This window comes from Microbacterium sp. NPDC079356 (assembly GCF_049545465.1).
GTDB classification, from domain to species: domain Bacteria; phylum Actinomycetota; class Actinomycetes; order Actinomycetales; family Microbacteriaceae; genus Microbacterium; species Microbacterium gawkjiense.
This window is the reverse complement of the sequence record NZ_JBMWDN010000001.1, coordinates 900,355-920,305: the sequence shown is the minus strand read 5'-3', so window position 1 is coordinate 920,305 and position 19,951 is coordinate 900,355. Positions and strand designations below refer to the sequence as shown.

Here is a 19,951-nt window from a genome sequence, read left to right as displayed (position 1 = left end):
CGCTGCCGGTGGCCTCACTCCTTCGTCTCGCCCCGTCGACCGCGGACGATCGCGACCGCGATCACGACGCCGACGGCGAGGAAGATGATGCCTCCGCCCACCGCGTAGGGGACCGCGTTGAACCCTTCCGACGACCCTTCCGCCTGCTCGCCGGCCGATTCGCCGCACTCCTCGACCGCCGCGACCTTCCCGTCCTCACCCACCGAGAACGTGAACTGATCCGAGAGAGGATGCCCGTCGCTCGAGACGATCCGCCACTGGACGAGGACCGCCCCCTCGACCGGTCCGTCGACCGCCTGGGTGACGACGTTGTCCGCGACCTCGGGGTCCCCGGCGGCGAGCGAACGGCACGATTCGTCGTAGACCGCCACGACCGTCGCACCAGGCTCCGTCGAGGGCGTCGCACTGAACGTCAGCGAGATCTCCTCCGGGGTGGTTCCGAGGACGGCGTCGGCAGCGGGATCGGAGCTGAGCAACTCGTCGTGGGCCGCGGCGGGGGAGGCGGGAGCGAGCAGCAGCGCGGCAGCGACCGCTGCGGCGGCGATCGCGCCACCGCGACGGCGCATGCGGGGGTTCGTGGACGTCGACATGGTGGCGACGCTAACCGAACGCACGCCGCCGCTCCGCGGCCCTGTCGTCCACGCCACGGGCCCGATACCATGTCGCCTCGGCGTGGACCCGGCCACCGTGAGCGGGAGCGATCGGTTACTGTGGGAGAAGGAGGACATCGTGGACGAGAATCAGCGACCGGACGGCGACATCCATCGGGGTGCCGAGACGTCGGCGCACCCGCGTCTTGTGGATTCGACGCAGACGTTCGGGCACGACTCGGACCTCTCCTTCGTGCCCTTCGGCGCCGAGTTGACGGCCGCCGAGGTCGAGGCGATCAACGCCCTCCCGGCGCGTGCCGCGCTCCTCATCGTCCGGTCAGGGCCGACCGCGGGTGCGCGGTACCTGCTCGACACCGACGTGACGACCGTGGGTCGCCACCCCGAGGCCGACATCTTCTTCGACGATGTGACCGTCTCCCGGCGTCACGCGGAGATCACGCGCACGGGCGCCACGTTCGAGTTGATCGACCAGCGCTCGCTCAACGGCACCTACGTCAACGGCGAGCGTGTCGACCGCGCGACCCTCACCGACGGGGCCGAGGTGCGCGTCGGCAAATTCCGCCTCAACTTCTTCGTCGCTCCGGCAGAGCGGGCGATCGGCGCGTGAGCCCGGCCGCCGCCACCCGGGGACGAGCTGCGTCCTCGGGGTCCTTGAGCATCGGCCAGGTCCTCGCCCGTTTGAGCCCGGAGTTCCCCGCCCTCACCGCGAGCAAGCTCCGCTTCCTAGAGGTGCAGGGGATCGTCACGCCCGTCCGCACCGAGTCCGGGTACCGCAAGTTCTCCGCCGCCGACGTGGAGCGGCTGCGCACGGCCCTCAGCATGCAGCGTGATTTCGGCATCCCGTTGGCGCGGATCCGGGAGTACCTCGAGGAACACGGCGACGACGTGGCGCCCGTCCCGCCGGCATCCATCGTCCAGACCTCGCGTCGCTACCGTCGTGACGAGCTCCTCAGCACAGCCGGCGCCTCGGCGACGCTGCTGAACGAAGCGGTGTCCGCTGGTCTCATCGCGCCCTCCGACTCGTTCGACGAGCGTGCGCTCGGCGTGCTCCGTTCCCTCGTCGCGCTCGACGCGCACGGGATCCAGCCCCGCCACATCCGCACCATCCGGCAGAGCGCCGAGCGCGAGGTGTCGCTCATCGAGAGCGCCATCGCCCCGCTGCTGCGCCGCGCGGATGCCGGTTCCCGAGCGAAGGCCAACGAGATCGCGCCCGAACTGGCCCGTCGACTCGAAGAGATCCGACAGGTGTTCGTCGCCGCAGCGCTCGATCGTCTGACCCCGTGACCGTCCGCGACACGCCGGACGCGACGAGTCGGATGTCGTTGCCGGAGGCACCTCGGTCCTCTAGCGTGGAATCACCGATCACCCGCAGGAGGCCCCGATGACCGCGCACGATGCGCTGGGCGAGCAGAAGTTCTCGACCGAACTCCTGTTCACCGACGGCCTCCCCGAGATGGACGATGAAGTCGGTTACCGCGGAGCCCAGGCGGCACGCGCTGCCGGCATCACCTACCGGCAGCTCGACTACTGGGCCCGTACCGAGCTCGTCGAGCCCACGGTCCGCGGCGCGAGCGGTTCGGGATCGCAGCGGCTCTACGGGTTCCGCGACATCCTCGTTCTGAAGCTCGTGAAGCGGCTCCTCGACACGGGGATCTCGCTCCAGCAGATCCGCATCGCCGTCGATCAGCTGCGCGCGGCGGGTATCCGCGATCTTGCGGGGACGACCCTCATGAGCGACGGTGCGTCGGTGTACCTCTGCACCTCCAACGACGAGGTCATCGACCTCGTCAGCCGCGGGCAGGGCGTCTTCGGTATCGCCGTCGGCAAGGTCCTCCGCGAGGTCGAGACCACCCTGGTCGACTTCGAGGCCCAGCAGCCGGAACAGGTCGACGAGCTGGCCGCCCGTCGGGCCGCGCGCTCCGCCTGACGCACGCCGCATCCCCGTACGCGCGGAGGATGCTCTCGCGCGCCCGGGTGCCGGACGGTCAGGCGGGGGAGGCGGCGCCCGAGACGGGGATGCGACCCGTGCGGACGATCCGGTCGAGCAGCGAGTCGAAGTCGGCGGCGAGCTCCTGCGCGGAGTCGCCGGGCCAGATGTGCAGCGGCTTCGCGGCGCCCTGCGCCTGCTGCAGGGAGGTGCGCTCGGGGAGCTGGGGGGTCAGCACGAGCGGCCCGAACATGTCGCGCAGCTCCTTGATGCGGAACTGGTGCTCGATGGACTGCGGGCGGACGCGATTGACGACGATGCCGAGGGGCTGCAGACGGGGGGACAGACCGCGGCGGATTTCCTCTATCGCGCGGAGCGCACGGTCCGCCGCCGCGACGGAGAACAGGCCGGGTTCGGTCACGACGACGACACGGTCGGATGCCGCCCACGCGGTGCGCGTGAGGGCGTTCAGCGATGGCGCGCAGTCGATGAGCACCAGGTCGTAGTCGGCCTCGATGGTGGCGAGGGCCTCCTCGAGCTTCCACACGTCGCGGACGCTCGGGTGCGGACCGTCGAAGTTGATCGCAGAGGGGCTGCCGATCATGACGTCGATCGTGCCGGGGTGCACCTTCGCCCAGCCGCTCGAGGTGATGGCCTGACGGACCACCTTCTCTTTGGGGTTGGCGAGGACGTCGGCGACGTTGAGCCGACCCGCCACCTGGATGTCCATGCCCGTCGACACGTCGGACTGCGGGTCCAGGTCGACGACAAGGGTCCGCACCCCGCGCGCGAACGCCGCGGAGGCGAGGCCGAGGGTCACGGTCGTCTTGCCGACGCCACCTTTGAGGGAGCTGACGGAGAGTACGTGCACAAGCGACTACGTTACCGTCCCCTAGGCTGTGAGGGTACTCAGCCCGTACCTCGGCGGCCCCGACGGAGTGGCCCCGCACCCAGTGAGGTGAAGAGCATGTTTCGCAAGATTCTGGTCGCCAATCGCGGAGAGATCGCCATCCGCGCATTCCGCGCCGCGTATGAGCTCGGGGCACGGACGGTCGCCGTCTTCCCGTATGAAGACCGCTACTCGCTGCACCGGCTGAAAGCCGACGAGGCGTACCAGATCGGCGAGGTGGGCCACCCCGTCCGCGCGTACCTCGACGTCGACGAGATCATCCGCGTCGCGCTCGAGAGCGGCGCCGATGCGATCTACCCGGGCTACGGATTCCTGTCGGAGAATCCCGAGCTGTCCGCGAAGGCCGCCGACCATGGGATCGCCTTCATCGGTCCGTCCTCGACAGTGCTCGAGATGGCCGGCAACAAGGTCACCGCCAAGCAGCACGCGATCGCCGCGGGCGTGCCGGTGCTGCGTTCGACGGAGGCGTCGGACGACATCGACGCCCTGGTCGCCCAGGCATCCGACATCGGCTTCCCGATCTTCGTGAAGGCCGTCGCCGGCGGCGGCGGTCGCGGGATGCGGCGGGTCGAGCACCCCGACGCCCTCCCGCCCGCGCTGTCGGAGGCGATGCGCGAGGCGGGGAGCGCGTTCGGGGATCCGCGTGTCTTCCTCGAGCAGGCCGTGCAGCGGCCGCGTCACGTCGAAGTGCAGATCCTCGCGGATGCGGCGGGGAACACGGTCCACCTGTTCGAGCGCGACTGCTCGGTGCAGCGTCGCCACCAGAAGGTGGTCGAGATCGCACCCGCGCCGGGCCTCTCGGACGAGATCCGCCGCGACCTCTACGCGTACGCCGTCGCGTTCGCGAAGTCCATCTCGTACGTGAACGCGGGAACCGTCGAGTTCCTCCTCGAGACCGCCGGTCCCCGTGCGGGCGAAGTCGTGTTCATCGAGATGAACCCCCGCATCCAGGTCGAGCACACCGTCACCGAAGAGGTCACCGACGTCGACCTCGTGCAGTCGCAGATGCGCATCGCCGCGGGCGAGACCCTCGAGGACCTGGGCCTGCGCCAGGAGCAGATCCACCTGCGCGGCGCCGCCCTGCAGTGCCGCATCACGACGGAGGATCCCGCGCACGGCTTCCGCCCCGACACCGGCAAGATCACGACCTACCGCTCGCCGGGCGGTGCCGGCATCCGTCTGGACGGCGGGACGACCGCGGCCGGCTCGCAGATCAGCCCGCACTTCGACTCCATGCTGGCCAAACTGACGTGCCGGGGGCGCGACTTCGAGGCCGCGGTCGTCCGCTCTCGTCGCGCGCTGGCGGAGTTCCGCATCCGCGGTGTGTCGACGAACATCCCGTTCCTGCAGCGGGTGCTCGACGACCCGGCCTTCGCCGCCGGCGACCTGAGCACGGCGTTCATCGACGAGCGGCCCGAGCTCGTGCAGGGTCGTGAGTCGAAGGACCGTGGCTCCAAGATCGTGTCCTGGCTCGCGGACGTGACGGTCAACCGCCCGAACGGCGACAGCCCGGTCCACACCGACCCCGCCGCGAAGCTGCCGGTCGTCGACCTGAATGCAGCCCCTGCCCCCGGGTCGCGGCAGCGTCTGCTCGAGCTCGGCCCGAAGGGCTTCGCCGAGGCGCTCCGCGCGCAGGACGGACTCGCCGTCACGGAGACGACCTTCCGCGACGCGCACCAGTCCCTGCTCGCGACCCGCGTGCGCACGAAGGACCTCGTCCGCGTCGCCCCGCACGTCGCCCGGCTCACTCCGCAGCTGCTGTCGGTCGAGGCGTGGGGAGGTGCGACCTACGACGTCGCCCTCCGCTTCCTCGGCGAGGACCCGTGGGAGCGTCTCGACGCCCTCCGCTCCGCCCTGCCGAACGTCGCGATCCAGATGCTCCTGCGCGGTCGCAACACTGTCGGCTACACGCCGTACCCGACGAAGGTCACGGATGCGTTCGTCGCGGAGGCCGCGGCATCCGGTGTCGACATCTTCCGCATCTTCGACGCGCTCAACGACGTCAGTCAGATGCGGCCCGCGATCGAGGCGGTCCTCGCCACCGACACCGCCGTCGCCGAGGCGGCGATCTGCTACACCGGCAACCTCCTCGACCCCGCCGAGGACCTGTACACGCTCGACTACTACCTGCGCCTCGCGGAGCAGGTCGTGGACGCCGGCGCCCACATCCTCGCGATCAAGGACATGGCCGGGCTGCTGCGTCCGGCTGCCGCGGCGCGGCTCGTGTCGGCACTGCGGGAGCGCTTCGACCTGCCGGTCCATGTGCACACCCACGACACGGCCGGCGGTCAGCTGGCGACCCTCCTCGCGGCCAGTGCGGCCGGAGCGGATGCCGTCGACGCCGCCGCCGCGCCGATGTCGGGCACGACGAGCCAGCCCTCGCTGTCGGCGCTGGTCGCCGCCCTGGCGGACACGGAGCGCGACACCGGACTCGACCTGCAGGCGGTCTCGGACCTGGAGCCGTACTGGGAGGCGGTCCGCAACCTCTACGCACCGTTCGAGTCGGGGCTGCCCGGCCCCACCGGGCGCGTCTACCACCACGAGATCCCCGGCGGCCAGCTCTCGAACCTGCGTCAGCAGGCGATCGCCCTCGGGCTGTCGGAGGACTTCGAGCTCATCGAGGACATGTACGCCGCGGCCAACCGGATCCTCGGCCGTGTCCCGAAGGTCACGCCGTCGTCGAAGGTCGTGGGCGACCTCGCCCTGCACCTCGCGGCCGTGAAGGCCGACCCGGCTGACTTCGAAGCGAACCCGGAGAAGTACGACGTGCCGGACTCGGTCGTCGGCTTCATGGCCGGCGAGCTGGGCGACCTGCCCGGCGGCTGGCCGGAGCCCTTCCGGTCGAAGGTGCTCGCGGGACGCTCCGTGAAGGTGGGCGTGACCGACATCTCCGCAGAGGATGCCGCGGCTCTCGACGCGGACTCGGCGACGCGACGCGAGAAGCTCAACCGGCTGCTCTTCCCCGCTCCGACGAAGGCGTTCCACGAGGTCCGTGACACGTTCGGCGACCTCAGCGTCCTCGACACCATCGACTACCTGTACGGGATGAAGCCGGGCCAGGAGCACGTGGTCGAGATCGAGCGGGGCGTGCAGCTCTACGTCGGTCTCGAGGCGATCGGCGAAGTCGATGACAAGGGGATGCGCACGGTCATGGCGACCCTGAACGGTCAGCTGCGCCCGGTCACCGTCCGCGATCGCTCGGTCGCCGTCGAGGCCCGCCAGGCCGAGAAGGCCGACACGTCGAAGCCGGGTCAGGTCGCCGCACCGTTCTCTGGTGTCGTCACCGTGAAGGCCGACGAGGGCGCGAAGGTGCGCGCGGGGGAGCCCGTGGCATCCATCGAGGCGATGAAGATGGAGGCGGCCATCACTGCCCCCGTCGACGGCGTCGTCGAGCGCATCGTCATCGCCCCCACCGCGCAGGTGGAGGCGGGTGACCTTTTGCTCGTCGTCCGTCCCGCGGACTAACCTGGTTCGTCGGGCTTTCCGAGGCCCCAGATCCACCAGGAGTGACCCCCGTGATGCGTGAGCGCGACAACGAGATGTCCGAGGACGTCGACAACGGTGTGCTCGAGCGCACCGACAACCTCGAGACGACCGGCATCGGCATCGTCGACGGGACGACGGCCCAGATCGACCTGACGCTCCCGGCGCTCGCGGACGATGACGACGACTACGTCGATGACGACGACATCGCCCCGGTCGGGAATGACGAGGCCGAGCGGACCTCGGACGACGGCCACGACGAGGCATCCGTCGTCTCCGCATCCCGGAGCGAGGACGAGACTCCTGCGCCGACAGCCGACACCCAGGGCGACATCGTCGACGCGGAGGTCGTCCCGGCGACGGTCCCTCCGGTGACGGGGGTGACCCGGCGTGCGATCCACCATCCCGCGGGAGCCGACAAGCACGCCCTCGAGCGTGTGCGCGGGGTCCGCGTCGACGAGGAACCCCTGCAGTCCCGCCGCCTCGACCAGCTCTCGGCCGACCGCGAGAGCCCGGACCTGCTCACCGCCGATCGGCTCATCGACCGGTCCCGCGTCGCCGCGCCCGAGCCCGAAGGCGCCTGGCAGCGTCTCGTCTACACCGCGAGCTTCCGTCGGGTCCTCCTCGCGGAGAGCCCGAAGGTCCGCGCACGCAAGGAGCTCGACCGCCGCATCACCGCGCCGCTCACCGGCGGAGCGAAGTTCGTGCCCGTGCTCTCGCGCAAGGGCGGCGTCGGGAAGACGAGTGTCACCACTCTGCTCGGGATGGCCCTCGCCGACGCGCGCGAGGACCGCATCATCGCCGTCGACGCGAACCCCGACCGCGGCACCCTCGCCGAGCGGATCGAGCGCACGAGCGGCAAGACCGTGCGCGACCTCGTCCGTGCGCGCGCCGACGTGACCGGGTTCAACGACCTCTCCGGGATCGTCGCGCGGGACGAGACGCGCCTCGACATCCTGGCCTCCGATGCCGACCCGCACCTGTCCGAGGCGTTCAGCGACCGCGATTACCACGACGTCGCCGCCATCGCCGCCCACTACTACTCGATCGTCCTCACCGACAGCGGCACCGGCATCGTGCACTCCGTCATGGACGCGACCCTCGAGCTCGCCGACCAGATCCTCATCGTCGCCGGACGCAGCGTCGACGAGGCCAAGCTGGCCTCCGAGACGCTGTCGTGGCTCGAGACGAACGGGTACGGCGAGCTCGCCCGCAACGCCGTGGTCGTGCTCAACACCTCCCGGCCGGGGGCGAGCCTCATCAAGCCGAGCGAGCTCGAATCCCACTTCCGCAGCCGCGTGCGCGCGGTCGTGACCATTCCGTACGACGCGCACATCGCGACCGGCGGTCCGATCTCGTTCCGCGAGCTGGCCGGCGCGACGCGCCTCGCCGCCCGCGAGCTGGCGGCCGTCGTCGTCGAGGGGCTGCGCGCGGCGGGAACGGTGCGCTGATGGCGGTCCGTCCCATCCGCCTGTTCGGCGACCCCGTCCTGCGGTCGGTGTGCGCACCCGTCGACGACATCGACGAGGGCGTCGTCAGCCTGGTGTCGGACTTGGTCGACTCCGTCGCCGAACCGGGTCGTGCCGGCGTCGCGGCGCCGCAGATCGGTGTCGGCGTCCGCGCCTTCAGCTACAACGTCGACGGCGTCATCGGGTACATCCTGAACCCCACCCTCGAGGTCGCGGGCGATCCGGTGCCGACGGGGGAGGGATGCCTCTCGGTCCCCGGTCTCTGGCACGACGCCCTCCGTCACCCCTGGGCGCGAGTCACCGGCATCGACCTGCACGGTGATGAGCTCGTCATCGAGGGGGAGGGGCTGCTCGCACAGGCGCTGCAGCACGAATGCGACCACCTCGACGGGATGCTGTACCTCGACCGCCTGCCGAAGGACATCCGGCGCCAGGCGATGCGCGAAGTGCGCGAGTCCGACTGGTTCTGACGCGCACATGACGAAGGGCCCCGGATCGCCGGGGCCCTTCGTCGTGTGAGGGGGTGCGGGTCAGTTCCCGAGGGAGATGTTCGTGGTGGACACGTTCGCCTGGTACAGCTCCTCGATGTCGCCGGCGAAGTCCGAGAGGATCACGTTCCGCTTGATGCTCATCTTCGGCGTCAGGTGACCGGATGCCTCGGTCCACTCGGTGTCGAGGATCACGAACTTGCGGATCGACTCCGCGCGCGAGACCGCCTTGTTGGCCCGGTCCACCGCGGACTGCACCTCGGCGAGCACCTTCGGGTGCGTGATCACCTGCGACATGGGCATGTCGGCGGCGAGTCCGTTGTTGGACATCCAGGTCGGCAGCATCTCGCGGTCGAGCGTGACGAGGGCGCCGATGAACGGCTTCTGGTCGCCCACGACGACCACCTGCCCGACGATGGGGTTCGCGCGGATGGGGTCCTCGAGGACGGCGGGGGCGACGTTCTTACCCCCGGCCGTCACGATGATCTCCTTCTTGCGCCCCGTGATGGTGAGGTAGCCCTCGGAGTCGAAGGTCCCGATGTCGCCCGTGCGGAACCAGCCGTCGTGGAAGGCCTCCGCGGTCGCCTCGGGGTTGCGCCAGTACTCCTTGAAGACGTTGATGCCGCGGACCTCGATCTCGCCGTCCTCGCCCAGCCGGACGCCGACGCCGGGGAGCGCGGGGCCCACCGTGCCGATCTTGGACTTCGTGGCGAGGTTCACGGTCGCCGGCGCGGTGGTCTCGGTGAGCCCGTAGCCTTCGAGGATCTGCACGCCGAGGCTGTGGAAGAAGTGACCGAGGCGCGGCCCGAGCGGCGCCGATCCCGAGACGGCGTGCGTCACACGCCCGCCCATCGCGGTGCGCAGCTTGCTGTAGACGAGGCGGTCGAAGAGCGCGAACTTGATCTTCATCCCGAGCGGGATCTTCTCGCCGTCCTGCAGGCGGCGGGAGTGCTCGACGGCGACGGCCGCCGCGGCCCGGAAGATCTTGCCCTTGCCGCCGGCCTCCGCCTTCTGCTCGGCCGAGTTGTAGACCTTCTCGAACACGCGCGGCACCGCGAGCAGGTACGTCGGCTTGAACGAGCCGAGTCCGGCGAGCAGCTTCGTCGTGTCGGGCTCGTGGCCCGTCTTCACCCCGGCGTGGATGTTGAGGATCGAGATGAACCGTGCGAACACGTGCGCGAGGGGGAGGAAGAGGAGGGTCGCGGCCCCGGGCTGCTCGACGACCTCGTGGAGCGCCTTGGCGGAGTTGCGGGAGAGCTCGACGAAGTTCTTGTGGGTGAGGACGCAGCCCTTGGGCCGGCCGGTCGACCCCGACGTGTAGATGAGGGTCGCGATGTCGTCGGCGTTGGCCAGCGAACGGCGGCGCTCGATCTCGTCGTCGGTGATCTCGGTGCCCCGTGCGCGCAGGCTGTCGAGGTCCCCGGTGCCCATCGTCCACACCTCGCGCACGAGCGGGACCTCCGAGCGGATCTCGGCGACACGCTCGGCGTGGGTCGCGTTCTCGACCACCATGGCCACGGCGCCCGAGTCGGTGAGGATCCAGTTGATCTGCGACGCGGAGCTGGTCTCATAGACCGGCACCATGACGGCTCCTGCGAAGAAGAGCGCGAAGTCGACGAGGGTCCAGTCGTAGGTCGTCCGTGCGAGGAAGGCGACCTTGTCGCCGGGCTGGATGCCGCTGGCCGCGAATCCCTTCGCGAGCGCGATCACTTCGCGGTGGAACTCCGCTGCGGTGACGTCTCGCCATCCGTCCCCGTCCGGGACGGCGAACAGGGCCAGCGACGGCGTCGCCTTCACCCGCTGGACGAGGATGTCCGAGGTGTTCGCGGTCGGGTCGGCGGGCACAACGGCGGGGACGTCGAATTGTACGGCGCTCATGGGCGGCAACTCCTTCGGTACCGGGTGGCGTCAGGTGCGACCGAGTCTAGGCCATCGTGATCCTCGATCCCACGGCCGCGGCGGCCCGTCGCGCCCCGTTAGACTCACGGATGCCGTGCGCCCGCACGCGCGGAGGGGAGTGGTGTGCTTAACGTCGGCATCGACATCGGTGGGACCAAGATCGCCGGAGGCATCGTCGACCCGGACGGCACGATCGTCGACCGGCGCCGTGTCCCCACCCCCGCCGATCCCCACGCGCTGGCGGACGCCGTCGCCGCCATGGTGGACGACCTCGTCACCGACCGGGTGGTGCACGCCGTGGGCGTGGCCGCGGCCGGCTTCATCGATGCGAGCCGGTCCGTCATCCTGCACGCCCCCAACATCGACTGGACCGACGAGCCGCTCCGCGACGAGCTGGAGCGACGCATCCGACGTCCCGTCACCCTCGAGAACGATGCCAACGCGGCCGGGTGGGGCGAGTTCCGCTTCGGTGCCGGTCGGGACGTCCGCGACATGGTGATGATCACCCTGGGCACGGGCGTGGGCGGCGCCGCGATCATCGACGGCGAGCTGCTCGTCGGCGGCAACGGCATCGGCGGCGAGCTCGGCCACATCCGCTTCGAGCGCGGCGGCCGCCCCTGCGGCTGCGGTCAGAACGGATGCCTCGAGCAGTACGCCTCCGGGCGCGCCCTGCAGCGCGAAGCGGCGGACATCGCGGCATCCGGCGCCCTCGGCGCGGGCCTCGCCGCCGCGCGGACCGCCGACGGGATCGTGCCGGCAGCGGCCATGGAGCGACTCATCGCGGACGGCGACGCCGGCGCCCTCGAGGCGGTTCACCGCGTCGCGACGGCCCTCGGTGAGGCGTGCGGCGGCTTCCAGGCCGTCCTCGACCCGGCCCTGTTCGTCATCGGCGGCGGTGTCGCCGACCTGGGGGAGCGGCTCCTCCACCCGGTGCGCGAGGCATACGCGACGGCGCTGCCGGGCTACGGCGAGCGACCGGTCGCATCCTTCGCCATCGCCACCCTCGGCAACGACGCCGGCCTGATCGGCGTGGCCGACCTTGCAGGAGGCCGGGTCTGAGATGGTCTACTGGGTCCTGAAGTACCTCATCATCGGACCGATCGTGAAGGCGATCTTCCGTCCGTGGATCGTGGGTCGGAGCAACATCCCGGCGACCGGGGCCGCCATCATCGCCAGCAACCACCTGTCGGTCAGCGACTCGATCTTCCTGCCGCTGATGATCGACAGGCCGATGTCCTTCCTCGCCAAGAGCGATTACTTCACGGGCAAGGGGCTGAAGGGCTGGGCCACGCGCGTCTTCATGCAGGGGACCGGCCAGATCCCGATCGACCGCACGGGCGGCAAGGCCTCCGAGGCATCCTTGAACACCGGACTCCAGGTGCTCGGTCGCGGCGACCTGCTCGGGATCTACCCCGAGGGCACCCGCAGCCCCGACGGCAAGCTGTACCGCGGCCGCACGGGCCTCGCGCGGATGGCGCTGACGGCGCGCGTCCCGGTGATCCCGGTCGTCATGATCGGCACCGACGACGTCATGCCGATCGGCCGGTCGATCCCGCGGGTCGGCCGGGTGGGCATGGTCATCGGCGAGCCCCTCGACTTCAGCCGCTTCCACGGCATGGAGTCCGATCGCTTCGTCCTGCGCTCGGTGACCGACGAGATCATGGTGGCCCTCCAGCGCATGGGGGAGCAGGAGTACGAGGACGTCTACGCCTCCACGGTGAAGCACCGGCGCCCGGCATCCGCTTCCTGAGCTCTCGCTGCGCCGTCGCGGCCCCCCGTCACACGGCCGGGGGCGCCGTCCGCCGCCGCTAGAATTGGCGGATGCCCACTCCTCTCGACCACTGGCGCTCGCTCCCGATCAAGCAGCAGCCGTTGTGGCCCGACGCGGATGCGGTCGCCGCCGTCTCCGCCGAGATCGCGACCCTTCCGCCCCTCGTCTTCGCCGGCGAGGTCGACAATCTCCGCGCCCGCCTGGCGAACGCCGCCGCAGGCCAGGCCTTCCTGCTGCAGGGTGGCGACTGCGCCGAGACCTTCGCGGGTGCCACGGCGCAGCAGATCCGCAACCGCATCAAGACGGTTCTGCAGATGGCCGTCGTCCTCACCTACGGCGCGTCGATGCCGGTCGTGAAGATGGGGCGTATGGCGGGTCAGTTCGCCAAGCCGCGCTCGAGCGACACCGAGACGCGCGGCGACGTCACCCTGCCCGCGTACCGCGGCGACATCGTCAACGGTTACGACTTCACCGAGGCCTCGCGCACCGCCGACCCGCAGCGGCTCCTGAAGGGGTACCACACGGCGGCGTCCACGCTGAACCTCATCCGCGCCTTCACGCAGGGCGGGTTCGCGGACCTCCGCGAGGTCCACAGCTGGAACCAGGGCTTCGCGAAGAACCCCGCGAACCAGCGTTACGAGCGTCTCGCAGGCGAGATCGACCGGGCCATCAAGTTCATGGAGGCCGCGGGGGCGAACTTCGACGAGCTGCGCGGCGTGGAGTTCTACACCGGTCACGAGGGTCTGCTCATGGACTACGAGCACCCGATGACGCGCATCGACTCGCGCACGGACACGCCGTACAACACGTCGGCGCACTTCCTGTGGATCGGGGAGCGCACCCGCGACCTCGACGGCGCCCACGTCGACTACTTCTCGAAGATCCGCAACCCCATCGGGGTCAAGCTCGGACCGAGCACGTCGCCCGAGACCGCCTTGGCCCTCATCGACAAGCTCGACCCCGAGCGCGAGCCGGGGCGGCTCACCTTCATCACGCGGATGGGCGCCGGCAAGATCCGCGACGCGCTCCCGCCGCTGCTGGAGGCGGTGAAGGATGCCGGTGCCACGCCGCTCTGGGTGACCGACCCGATGCACGGCAACGGGATCACGACGCCGACCGGCTACAAGACGCGTCGCTTCGACGACGTCGTCGACGAGGTGCGCGGCTTCTTCGAGGCGCATCGTGCGGTCGGTACGTTCCCGGGCGGCATCCACGTCGAGCTCACGGGCGATGACGTGACCGAGTGCCTGGGCGGGTCCGAGATGATCGACGAGGCGACCCTCGCGACGCGTTACGAGTCGCTGTGCGACCCGCGCCTGAACCACATGCAGTCGCTCGAGCTCGCCTTCCTCGTCGCCGAGGAGCTCGGCAACCGCTGACGAGGCGACACCAGGGCCCGGCGGTGATCGACCGCCGGGCCCTCGTCGTCCGTCAGCCGAGCAGACTGATCGTCAGGGCCACCTCGGAGCCCCGTCTCCGCTGCTCGCCTGCCGCCGGATCTGTTCGCTGCACCTTCGTCAGTTCGTTCGGGACCGCGTTCCAGAACCCTTGATAGGTCGGCGTGAATCCTCTGTCGCGCAGGAGCTGCGCCGCCTCTGAGAGTGTCAGTCCACCCACGTCCGGGATGGGGAATAGCTGAGGACCCTTCGAGACGATCAGCGTCACTTCGTCTCCCGGCTTCCAGGAACCAGGCTCGGTGCGATCAGCGATGGCGATTACTCGCCCGGAGTCGACGGTCTCGCTGAACTCCTCTGTCACCTTCGACTCGAGTCCGACACCGCTCAAGACATTCTGAGCTTGTTCCAACTCCATCCCGGTCACCTCGGGGACGGGACCGAGGGAGACCCGGAGCTCGGAGGTCGATCCCTCCAGCACTTCACAGCCCTCCGTGCACTCGACGGGCTCACTTCCGGCGCCTTGCGTGACGTATGCCCGAACGACCTGATCCGGCGGGAAACTCGTGAAATACTTACCGACCGTTTCGACGGTGATGTTCGCCTTCTCCAGCACCGCCCGCACGTCCTCCTCTGACCTGCCCTGCAGGGCCGGCAGCTCGGCGGTGGCGGGACCGGCGGAGATCTGCACGGTCACCGGAGTGTCGCGGTCGACGAACTCGCCGGTGCCGGGGTCCGTCCCGATCGCCTCCCCGGCGGGGACCTCCAGGCTGTGGACGTCACTGCGGCGCGCGACGAGGGTGTTCTCGGCCAGCAGGTCCTCGGCGTCGTCGAAACTCATCCCGACCACCGTCGGGACGGCGACGAGTGAACCGGGACCGCTGCCGAACCACCATCCGGCCAGGCCGGCACCGGCGGCCAGCACCAGGACCACGGCGAGCAGCCAGCCGCCCTTGACCGCGTTGCGGTGCGTGCGTCGCCGCAGGCGGGTCGCGTTGTCGACCTCCGTCGTGACGCTCGGTGCCGTGAACGTGCCGGGCATGACGCGGGTCACCTCGTCGGAGTCGAGCGAGTCGTCGACGACGACCTTCGTCCCGGTGGGGGTGGAGCGCACCACCTGCGGGAACACGCCCAGCTGCTTCTCGATCTCGCGCAGGCGCTCGAGCATCTCGCGCGCGTCAGTCGGACGGTCCTCGGGCGAGCGCTCGGTGGCCCACAGCACGAGCTCGTCGAGCTGTTCCGGCACGGCGGGGTTCTTCACGCTCGGGCGCGGAACCGAGTGGGTCGCGTGCTGGTAGGCGATCTGCATCGGCTGCTCGCCCTTGTAGGGCTGTTCGCCCGCGAGCATCTCGTAGAGCATGATGCCGAGCGCGTAGATGTCGCTGCGGGCGTCCGCCGTCCCCCGCGTCACCAGCTCGGGCGCCAAGTAGGCGATCGTCCCGAGCAGCATCTGCCCGGTGGCGGTGTTCGCGCTCGTCGCACGGGCGAGGCCGAAGTCGCCGATCTTGATGCGGCCGTCCTCCGCCAGCAGGACGTTCTCGGGTTTCACGTCGCGGTGCACGATCCCCGCGCGGTGCGCCGCCGAGAGACCGGACAGGATCGCATCCATGATCGTGATCGTCTGGGGGAGCGTGAGCCGCTTCTGCTCGCGCAACAGCTCGCGCAGCGTGATCCCAGGGAGGTACTCCATGACGAGATACGCCATCTCGCCGTCCTGGCCCTGATCGAAGACGTTGACGACGTGGGGGTCGGCGAGACGCGCGGCCGACCGTGCTTCCTGGATGAAGCGGTTCTGGAAGACGGTGTCGTCGGAGAGGTGGCCGTGCATCACCTTGAGCGCGACGCGCCGCTCGAGCCGCAAGTCCGTCGCGACGTACACGGTGGCCATGCCGCCTCGGGCGATGCGCCCGCGGACCCGGTACCGGCTGTCGACCAGGCGGCCGATCAGCGGGTCGGTCTGCGGGGTGGCGTTCACGTCAGAAGTCTACGGAGCCGACCCTGCGAGCCCGGGTAACGCCTCACCCCCGGAGCCGGTCGGCCGAGGAAATCACCCGTACGTCTCGAGCCAGCGGTACGCCTGCGCCTCCCAGGGTCCGTACCGTTCGGGGTAGGCGGAGATCTGCACGGCCTGGGCCGCGTCGCCGAAGGCCATGTCCTCCCACCCCTCGATGTCGAGCAGGCCGCGGGTCCGGTCGCCGTTGGGGTCTGCGGAGCCGCCGTAGAACGCAGCCGCGGACCGTCGCGGGTCGCGGATCTCGGCCACCGAGCCCCAGCCCGCGCTCGGGCGCTGCTGGAAGAGGCCGACCGAGTCGCGATCGCCGCCGTCGAGGTTGCGGATCCAGGACTCCACCATCGCCGTGGCCAGGGCGATCGCGATGCCGTCGCGCGAGACGCCGCGCTCGCGTCCGACCGCGATGATCGTCTTGACGTTGGCGATCTGCTCGGCGTCCAGGGCGACAGAAGCCGCGCCACTCGAGGCGGGGGAGGGCGCCGCGGCGGTCGGGATGCGGAGCTTCTGCCCCGGATAGATGATCGAGCCCTCGTCCAGGCCGTTGGCGGCGAGCAGGCGCCCGAGGCTGACACCGCTGCGCTGCGCGATCGCCCAGAGCGTCTCGCCCGCGGACACCTCGTGCACGGGGCCCGCCTTTTCGGGTCGGGGTGCGCTGGGGCGGGAGGCGGCGGCAGGAGTGGCGGCCACCGACCTGATCGTCAGCTTCTGCCCCGGGTGGATCATCGTCGACGATCCCAGTCCGTTGGCCCGAGCGAGGGCGGCGACGCCCATGCCGTGGCGGGTGGCGATGGACCAGAGGGTGTCGCCCCGTTTCACCGTGTAGGTGGATTCCGGAGCCGCCGCTGCCGGTGTGCGCCCGGCATCCCGCCCCGAGCTCTTCGGTCCGAGACGGAGGACGTCACCGGGTCGGATGATCGACCGCCAGCCCAGGCCGTTCCAGGCCAGGACGTCGGCGGTGCGCACGCCGTTCGCCGCGGCGATGGCGCTGACCGTGTCGCCCCGGGCGACGACGTGGGTCTTCACGGCCTTCCGCGCCGCCGGGCTGCCGACGACGGTGGCCGCCGTGGCGGACTCGGTCGCGGATCTGGCCGTGACGGGTTCCGGGGTGTTCCGCCGGGGCTCCTCGGCCTGTGCGGCGTCCATCGGCAGGAGCGACATCGAGAGAGCTATCGAGCCGATGACGGCAGGGGCGCGCTTGTCGCGCAGGGCGGTGGACAGGAGGTCGTTACGGCGCACAGGTGTTCCTTCGTTCGTCCCAGTTCGTCGATCCCCCCGCAGAACCGTGTCACGGCCGTGTTGCTGGTGTCAATGGATGAGGCGCATGTGACTGGTGTGATCAACGCCGCGCCGGCGCGGATGCGATAGTGGAGGGGTGAGTTCTGACGCGACCGTGTCCACTGATTGGCTGAGTCTTCCCGAGCTGGTCGAGCTGACCGGCGAACCCCTCGGACGCGTGCGCCGGATGCTCGACGAGCACCAGCTGATCGCGTCGCGGCGATTCGGGGCGCCCCGGGTCCCCTCCGTCTTCCTCGTGGACGGAGCGCCGATCTCCGCCCTCCGGGGGACGATCATCGTCCTGCAGGACGCGGGGTTCTCGGACGACGAGGCGATCGACTGGCTGCTGGCGCCCGAGGACTCGATCGGCGTCGCACCGATCGAGGCCCTCCGACAGGGTCGCAAGAGCGAAGTCCGTCGCGTCGCGCAGTCCTTGGCCTGACCCCTCGCGGGGTCTGACGCCGGGGCGGTCGTCGCTCAGGCGGTGCGGACGGTCGCCGCGCGCGCCAGGTCGCGGAGTTCGCTGACGGCTGCGTGCCCCAGGCGTGCGCCGCGGAGGGCGCGGTCGGCCTCGGCCGCCCATCCCGCGATCCGATCCTCGACGCGCGCGAGCGCACCGGTGTCGATGATCGTCTGCTGCAGGTGCGACACCTGTTCGGGCGTCAGGTCCCGGTCGCCGATCAGCTCGTCGAAGACGGCGAGGGCCCCCGGTGCCAGGGAGGCCCGGGTGTAGGCGACGAGGAGCGTCCGTTTGCCTTCGCGCAGGTCGTCTCCCACGGGCTTGCCCGTGACGGTCGTGTCGCCGAAGACGCCGAGCACGTCGTCCCGCAGCTGGAACGCGAGGCCGACGGGGTGACCGAACGCGGCGAGGGCGGCGTACTGGTCGTCGTCCGCGCCCGCGAGAACCGCACCGAGCTGGAGCGGATGCTGCACGCTGTAGCGCGCGGACTTCAGCGACGCCACGCGCAGCGCGCGGTCGGGGTGCGTGTCGACGGGCACGACGACGTGGACCGACTCCTCGGCGATGTCGAGGAACTGACCCACGGTGACCTCCCGCCGCATGCGGGCGAACTCGGCGCGCGCGCGGGCGGCGGCGGTCGGTTCGGCGGCCAGCAGGCCCTCTTCGAGGAGGTCGTCGCTCCACGCCACCAGGAGGTCGCCCAGGAGGATGGCCGCCGACGTGCCGAAGCCCGCCGCGTCGCCCGCCCAGCGGCCCGCGCGGTGCGCCGCCTCCCAGGCGCGGTGGGCGGCGGGGCGCCCTCGGCGGGTGTCGGAACGGTCGATGACGTCGTCGTGCACGAGGGCGGCGGCGTGGAAGACCTCCAGTGCCGCGGATGCCGCGGTCACGACCTCCGGCACGTGGCCGGGGGCGGGCGCCTCGGCCGTGGCCACAGCGCGCCATCCGGCGAGGCAGAAGCGGGCGCGGAAGCCCTTCCCACCGGTGGCGGCGGCGGCGCCGGAATCCACGAACGACCGGGCTTCCTCGCCGAAATCCGCGACCGCATCGCGCTGCACCTGCAGGAACCTCTCGACTCGCTGGGAAACGGCCACGATCGGGTCGGGGGAAGAGGACACGGGCCTAGCCTAGTGATCGCGCGCACGCGTACACTTGATGGACCGACCCGAGGGGGATGCATGCCACTGTCAGAGCAGGAGCAGCGTCTGCTGGACGAGATGGAACGCCATCTCATGCGCAACGACGCCGATGTTGTCAGCGCGGACCGGGGCGCGGCCCCCCTCAGCTATCGCAACATCGTCTACGGGTCCGTCATCGTCCTCCTCGGCATCGCCGGGCTCGTCGTCGGCGTGGCCACGTCCCTCGTTGTCATCGGCGTCATCGCCTTTGTCGTGATGGTGGGCGGTGTCGTCCTCGCCTTCACCCCTGCCAAGGGTGCCGCTGCCGCTCGGGCCGCGACGGGGTCGCGCAAGCCGCGCGCCGCGAAGGCGCCGGCATCCGCCTCCTTCATGGACCGCATGAACGACCGGTGGGATCGACGCAACGACGATCGATGATCTGAGTTCCTCCACACCCCTCCACTTCTGAAGCACCGACCTCCGGGTCGGTGCTTTTTTTGTGCCCTCGCAGGGAGCGCGGGCGGGGCCCGCCCGGCGTGGCCGACCGCGATGAGCGCAGACGAGAGCGCATCGGGGCGGGAATCTGTCGCGGAGTGGAGGAAAGTGGAGTAAAGTGGCGTCATCCTGGAGCGGGCCGGACGAAGGGGGTGACCGAGCGATGTTGTTGGGCACCCACACCCCGAAGCTGGACGACAAAGGTCGGGTCATCCTGCCGGCGAAGTTCCGCGACGACCTCGGCCCCGGCGTCGTGATCACCCGCGGCCAGGAGCGCTGCCTTTACGTCTTCAGCTCGGCGGAGTTCGAGCGGGTGTACGAGCGCATCCGCGAAGCCCCCTTGACCAACAAGCAGGCGCGCGACTTCCAGCGCATGTTCCTCTCCGGCGCGAGTGCGGAGAAGCCCGATTCGCAGAACCGGATCACGATCCCGCCGCACCTGCGGACCTACGCGGCTCTGGAGCGCGAACTGGTCGTGACGGGTGTCGGCGCGCACGCCGAGATCTGGAACGCCGATGCCTGGAACGCCTACGCGGGCAGCAACGAAGACACGTACTCGGACATGGAGCAGGAGGTGATCCCGGGACTCTTCTGATCCTCGACCGCGACTCCCAGCCGCTCGCCCTGACGCACTTCCCCGGCG

18 protein-coding genes are annotated in these 19,951 nt (G+C 70.3%); 12 read left to right on the top strand and 6 right to left on the bottom strand.

Going from position 1 to position 19,951, the window contains the following annotated elements:
* Positions 1-14: 14 nt before the first annotated feature.
* Positions 15-590 carry a copper resistance CopC family protein gene (locus ACPEH0_RS04640; protein WP_366212904.1) on the bottom strand — a complete coding sequence of 192 codons (576 nt, stop codon included), beginning with the start codon at positions 588-590 and terminating at the stop codon, positions 15-17.
* A 139-nt stretch (positions 591-729) separates the two neighbouring features.
* On the opposite strand from ACPEH0_RS04640, the gene ACPEH0_RS04635 reads away from it, so the two are divergent.
* The 3 genes from ACPEH0_RS04635 to ACPEH0_RS04625 all read left to right on the top strand — a co-directional run bounded on the left by ACPEH0_RS04635 (position 730) and on the right by ACPEH0_RS04625 (position 2,538).
* Complete coding sequence (locus ACPEH0_RS04635) at positions 730-1,218, top strand: FHA domain-containing protein (protein WP_217531335.1); 489 nt, start codon at positions 730-732, stop codon at positions 1,216-1,218.
* A 44-nt stretch (positions 1,219-1,262) separates the two neighbouring features.
* On the top strand, positions 1,263-1,895 hold the full coding sequence (locus ACPEH0_RS04630) for a MerR family transcriptional regulator (protein ID WP_064002361.1): 633 nt from the start codon (positions 1,263-1,265) through the stop codon (positions 1,893-1,895).
* A 97-nt stretch (positions 1,896-1,992) separates the two neighbouring features.
* Positions 1,993-2,538, top strand: coding sequence for a MerR family transcriptional regulator (locus ACPEH0_RS04625; protein ID WP_064002360.1), 546 nt, complete (start codon positions 1,993-1,995; stop codon positions 2,536-2,538).
* A gap of 58 nt (positions 2,539-2,596) precedes the next feature.
* On the opposite strand, the gene ACPEH0_RS04620 is transcribed toward ACPEH0_RS04625, so the two are convergent.
* Complete coding sequence (locus ACPEH0_RS04620; protein WP_064002359.1) at positions 2,597-3,409, bottom strand: ParA family protein; 813 nt, start codon at positions 3,407-3,409, stop codon at positions 2,597-2,599.
* 96 nt (positions 3,410-3,505) lie between these two features.
* Between ACPEH0_RS04620 and ACPEH0_RS04615 the strand changes: the two genes are divergently transcribed.
* From ACPEH0_RS04615 to ACPEH0_RS04605, 3 genes are read left to right on the top strand one after another with little or no spacing between them, the layout of a single operon-like run.
* The gene (locus ACPEH0_RS04615) at positions 3,506-6,913 is read left to right on the top strand and encodes a pyruvate carboxylase (RefSeq protein WP_217531268.1); all 3,408 of its coding nucleotides are present in this window, start codon (positions 3,506-3,508) and stop codon (positions 6,911-6,913) included.
* A 53-nt stretch (positions 6,914-6,966) separates the two neighbouring features.
* On the top strand, positions 6,967-8,382 hold the full coding sequence (locus ACPEH0_RS04610) for a MinD/ParA family ATP-binding protein (RefSeq protein WP_217531336.1): 1,416 nt from the start codon (positions 6,967-6,969) through the stop codon (positions 8,380-8,382).
* Entirely contained in the window at positions 8,382-8,870 is a 489-nt protein-coding gene (locus tag ACPEH0_RS04605; protein WP_366212905.1) for a peptide deformylase, read from the top strand. The genes ACPEH0_RS04610 and ACPEH0_RS04605 overlap by 1 nt, the downstream gene beginning before the upstream one ends.
* 60 nt (positions 8,871-8,930) lie before the next feature.
* Here the strand turns inward: ACPEH0_RS04605 and ACPEH0_RS04600 are convergent, their stop codons facing one another.
* Entirely contained in the window at positions 8,931-10,766 is a 1,836-nt protein-coding gene (locus ACPEH0_RS04600; protein WP_359919209.1) for an AMP-dependent synthetase/ligase, read from the bottom strand.
* A gap of 144 nt (positions 10,767-10,910) precedes the next feature.
* Between ACPEH0_RS04600 and ACPEH0_RS04595 the strand changes: the two genes are divergently transcribed.
* From ACPEH0_RS04595 to ACPEH0_RS04585, 3 genes are all read left to right on the top strand, one after another.
* On the top strand, positions 10,911-11,846 hold the full coding sequence (locus tag ACPEH0_RS04595) for an ROK family protein (protein WP_423719411.1): 936 nt from the start codon (positions 10,911-10,913) through the stop codon (positions 11,844-11,846).
* A gap of 1 nt (position 11,847) precedes the next feature.
* Positions 11,848-12,537, top strand: coding sequence for a lysophospholipid acyltransferase family protein (locus ACPEH0_RS04590; protein ID WP_064002354.1), 690 nt, complete (start codon positions 11,848-11,850; stop codon positions 12,535-12,537).
* A 71-nt stretch (positions 12,538-12,608) separates the two neighbouring features.
* Positions 12,609-13,937, top strand: a complete 1,329-nt coding sequence (locus ACPEH0_RS04585; protein WP_064002353.1) for a class II 3-deoxy-7-phosphoheptulonate synthase — start codon at positions 12,609-12,611, stop codon at positions 13,935-13,937.
* Positions 13,938-13,989: 52 nt separating this feature from the next.
* On the opposite strand, the gene pknB is transcribed toward ACPEH0_RS04585, so the two are convergent.
* Positions 13,990-15,927 (bottom strand): Stk1 family PASTA domain-containing Ser/Thr kinase, encoded by a 1,938-nt coding sequence (gene pknB / locus ACPEH0_RS04580; protein WP_366212907.1) that lies wholly within the window; start codon positions 15,925-15,927, stop codon positions 13,990-13,992.
* A 72-nt stretch (positions 15,928-15,999) separates the two neighbouring features.
* Positions 16,000-17,199 (bottom strand): LysM peptidoglycan-binding domain-containing protein, encoded by a 1,200-nt coding sequence (locus ACPEH0_RS04575; protein WP_366212908.1) that lies wholly within the window; start codon positions 17,197-17,199, stop codon positions 16,000-16,002.
* A 154-nt stretch (positions 17,200-17,353) separates the two neighbouring features.
* Between ACPEH0_RS04575 and ACPEH0_RS04570 the strand changes: the two genes are divergently transcribed.
* Positions 17,354-17,680, top strand: a complete 327-nt coding sequence (locus tag ACPEH0_RS04570) for an Rv2175c family DNA-binding protein (protein WP_366213397.1) — start codon at positions 17,354-17,356, stop codon at positions 17,678-17,680.
* Between the two features lie 35 nt (positions 17,681-17,715).
* Here the strand turns inward: ACPEH0_RS04570 and ACPEH0_RS04565 are convergent, their stop codons facing one another.
* Complete coding sequence (locus ACPEH0_RS04565; RefSeq protein WP_366212909.1) at positions 17,716-18,813, bottom strand: polyprenyl synthetase family protein; 1,098 nt, start codon at positions 18,811-18,813, stop codon at positions 17,716-17,718.
* 60 nt (positions 18,814-18,873) lie between these two features.
* Here ACPEH0_RS04565 and ACPEH0_RS04560 point away from each other — a divergent pair, with 60 nt between their 5' ends.
* Both ACPEH0_RS04560 and mraZ read left to right on the top strand, forming a co-directional pair.
* The gene (locus ACPEH0_RS04560; RefSeq protein ID WP_217531274.1) at positions 18,874-19,251 is read left to right on the top strand and encodes a DUF3040 domain-containing protein; all 378 of its coding nucleotides are present in this window, start codon (positions 18,874-18,876) and stop codon (positions 19,249-19,251) included.
* Positions 19,252-19,471: 220 nt separating this feature from the next.
* Positions 19,472-19,903 (top strand): division/cell wall cluster transcriptional repressor MraZ, encoded by a 432-nt coding sequence (mraZ, locus tag ACPEH0_RS04555; RefSeq protein WP_366212910.1) that lies wholly within the window; start codon positions 19,472-19,474, stop codon positions 19,901-19,903.
* Positions 19,904-19,951: the final 48 nt, after the last annotated feature.

Excerpts from the sequence above, each read along its gene's own strand:
- ACPEH0_RS04600 (WP_359919209.1), bottom strand. The coding sequence starts at position 10,766 with ATGAGCGCCGTACAATTCGACGTCCCCGCCGTTGTGCCCGCCGACCCG.
- mraZ (WP_366212910.1), top strand. The coding sequence starts at position 19,472 with ATGTTGTTGGGCACCCACACCCCGAAGCTGGACGACAAAGGTCGGGTC.
- ACPEH0_RS04640 (WP_366212904.1), bottom strand. The coding sequence starts at position 590 with ATGTCGACGTCCACGAACCCCCGCATGCGCCGTCGCGGTGGCGCGATC.
- ACPEH0_RS04610 (WP_217531336.1), top strand. The coding sequence starts at position 6,967 with ATGCGTGAGCGCGACAACGAGATGTCCGAGGACGTCGACAACGGTGTG.
- ACPEH0_RS04625 (WP_064002360.1), top strand. The coding sequence starts at position 1,993 with ATGACCGCGCACGATGCGCTGGGCGAGCAGAAGTTCTCGACCGAACTC.
- ACPEH0_RS04590 (WP_064002354.1), top strand. The coding sequence starts at position 11,848 with ATGGTCTACTGGGTCCTGAAGTACCTCATCATCGGACCGATCGTGAAG.
- ACPEH0_RS04605 (WP_366212905.1), top strand. The coding sequence starts at position 8,382 with ATGGCGGTCCGTCCCATCCGCCTGTTCGGCGACCCCGTCCTGCGGTCG.
- ACPEH0_RS04585 (WP_064002353.1), top strand. The coding sequence starts at position 12,609 with ATGCCCACTCCTCTCGACCACTGGCGCTCGCTCCCGATCAAGCAGCAG.
- ACPEH0_RS04615 (WP_217531268.1), top strand. The coding sequence starts at position 3,506 with ATGTTTCGCAAGATTCTGGTCGCCAATCGCGGAGAGATCGCCATCCGC.
- ACPEH0_RS04560 (WP_217531274.1), top strand. The coding sequence starts at position 18,874 with ATGCCACTGTCAGAGCAGGAGCAGCGTCTGCTGGACGAGATGGAACGC.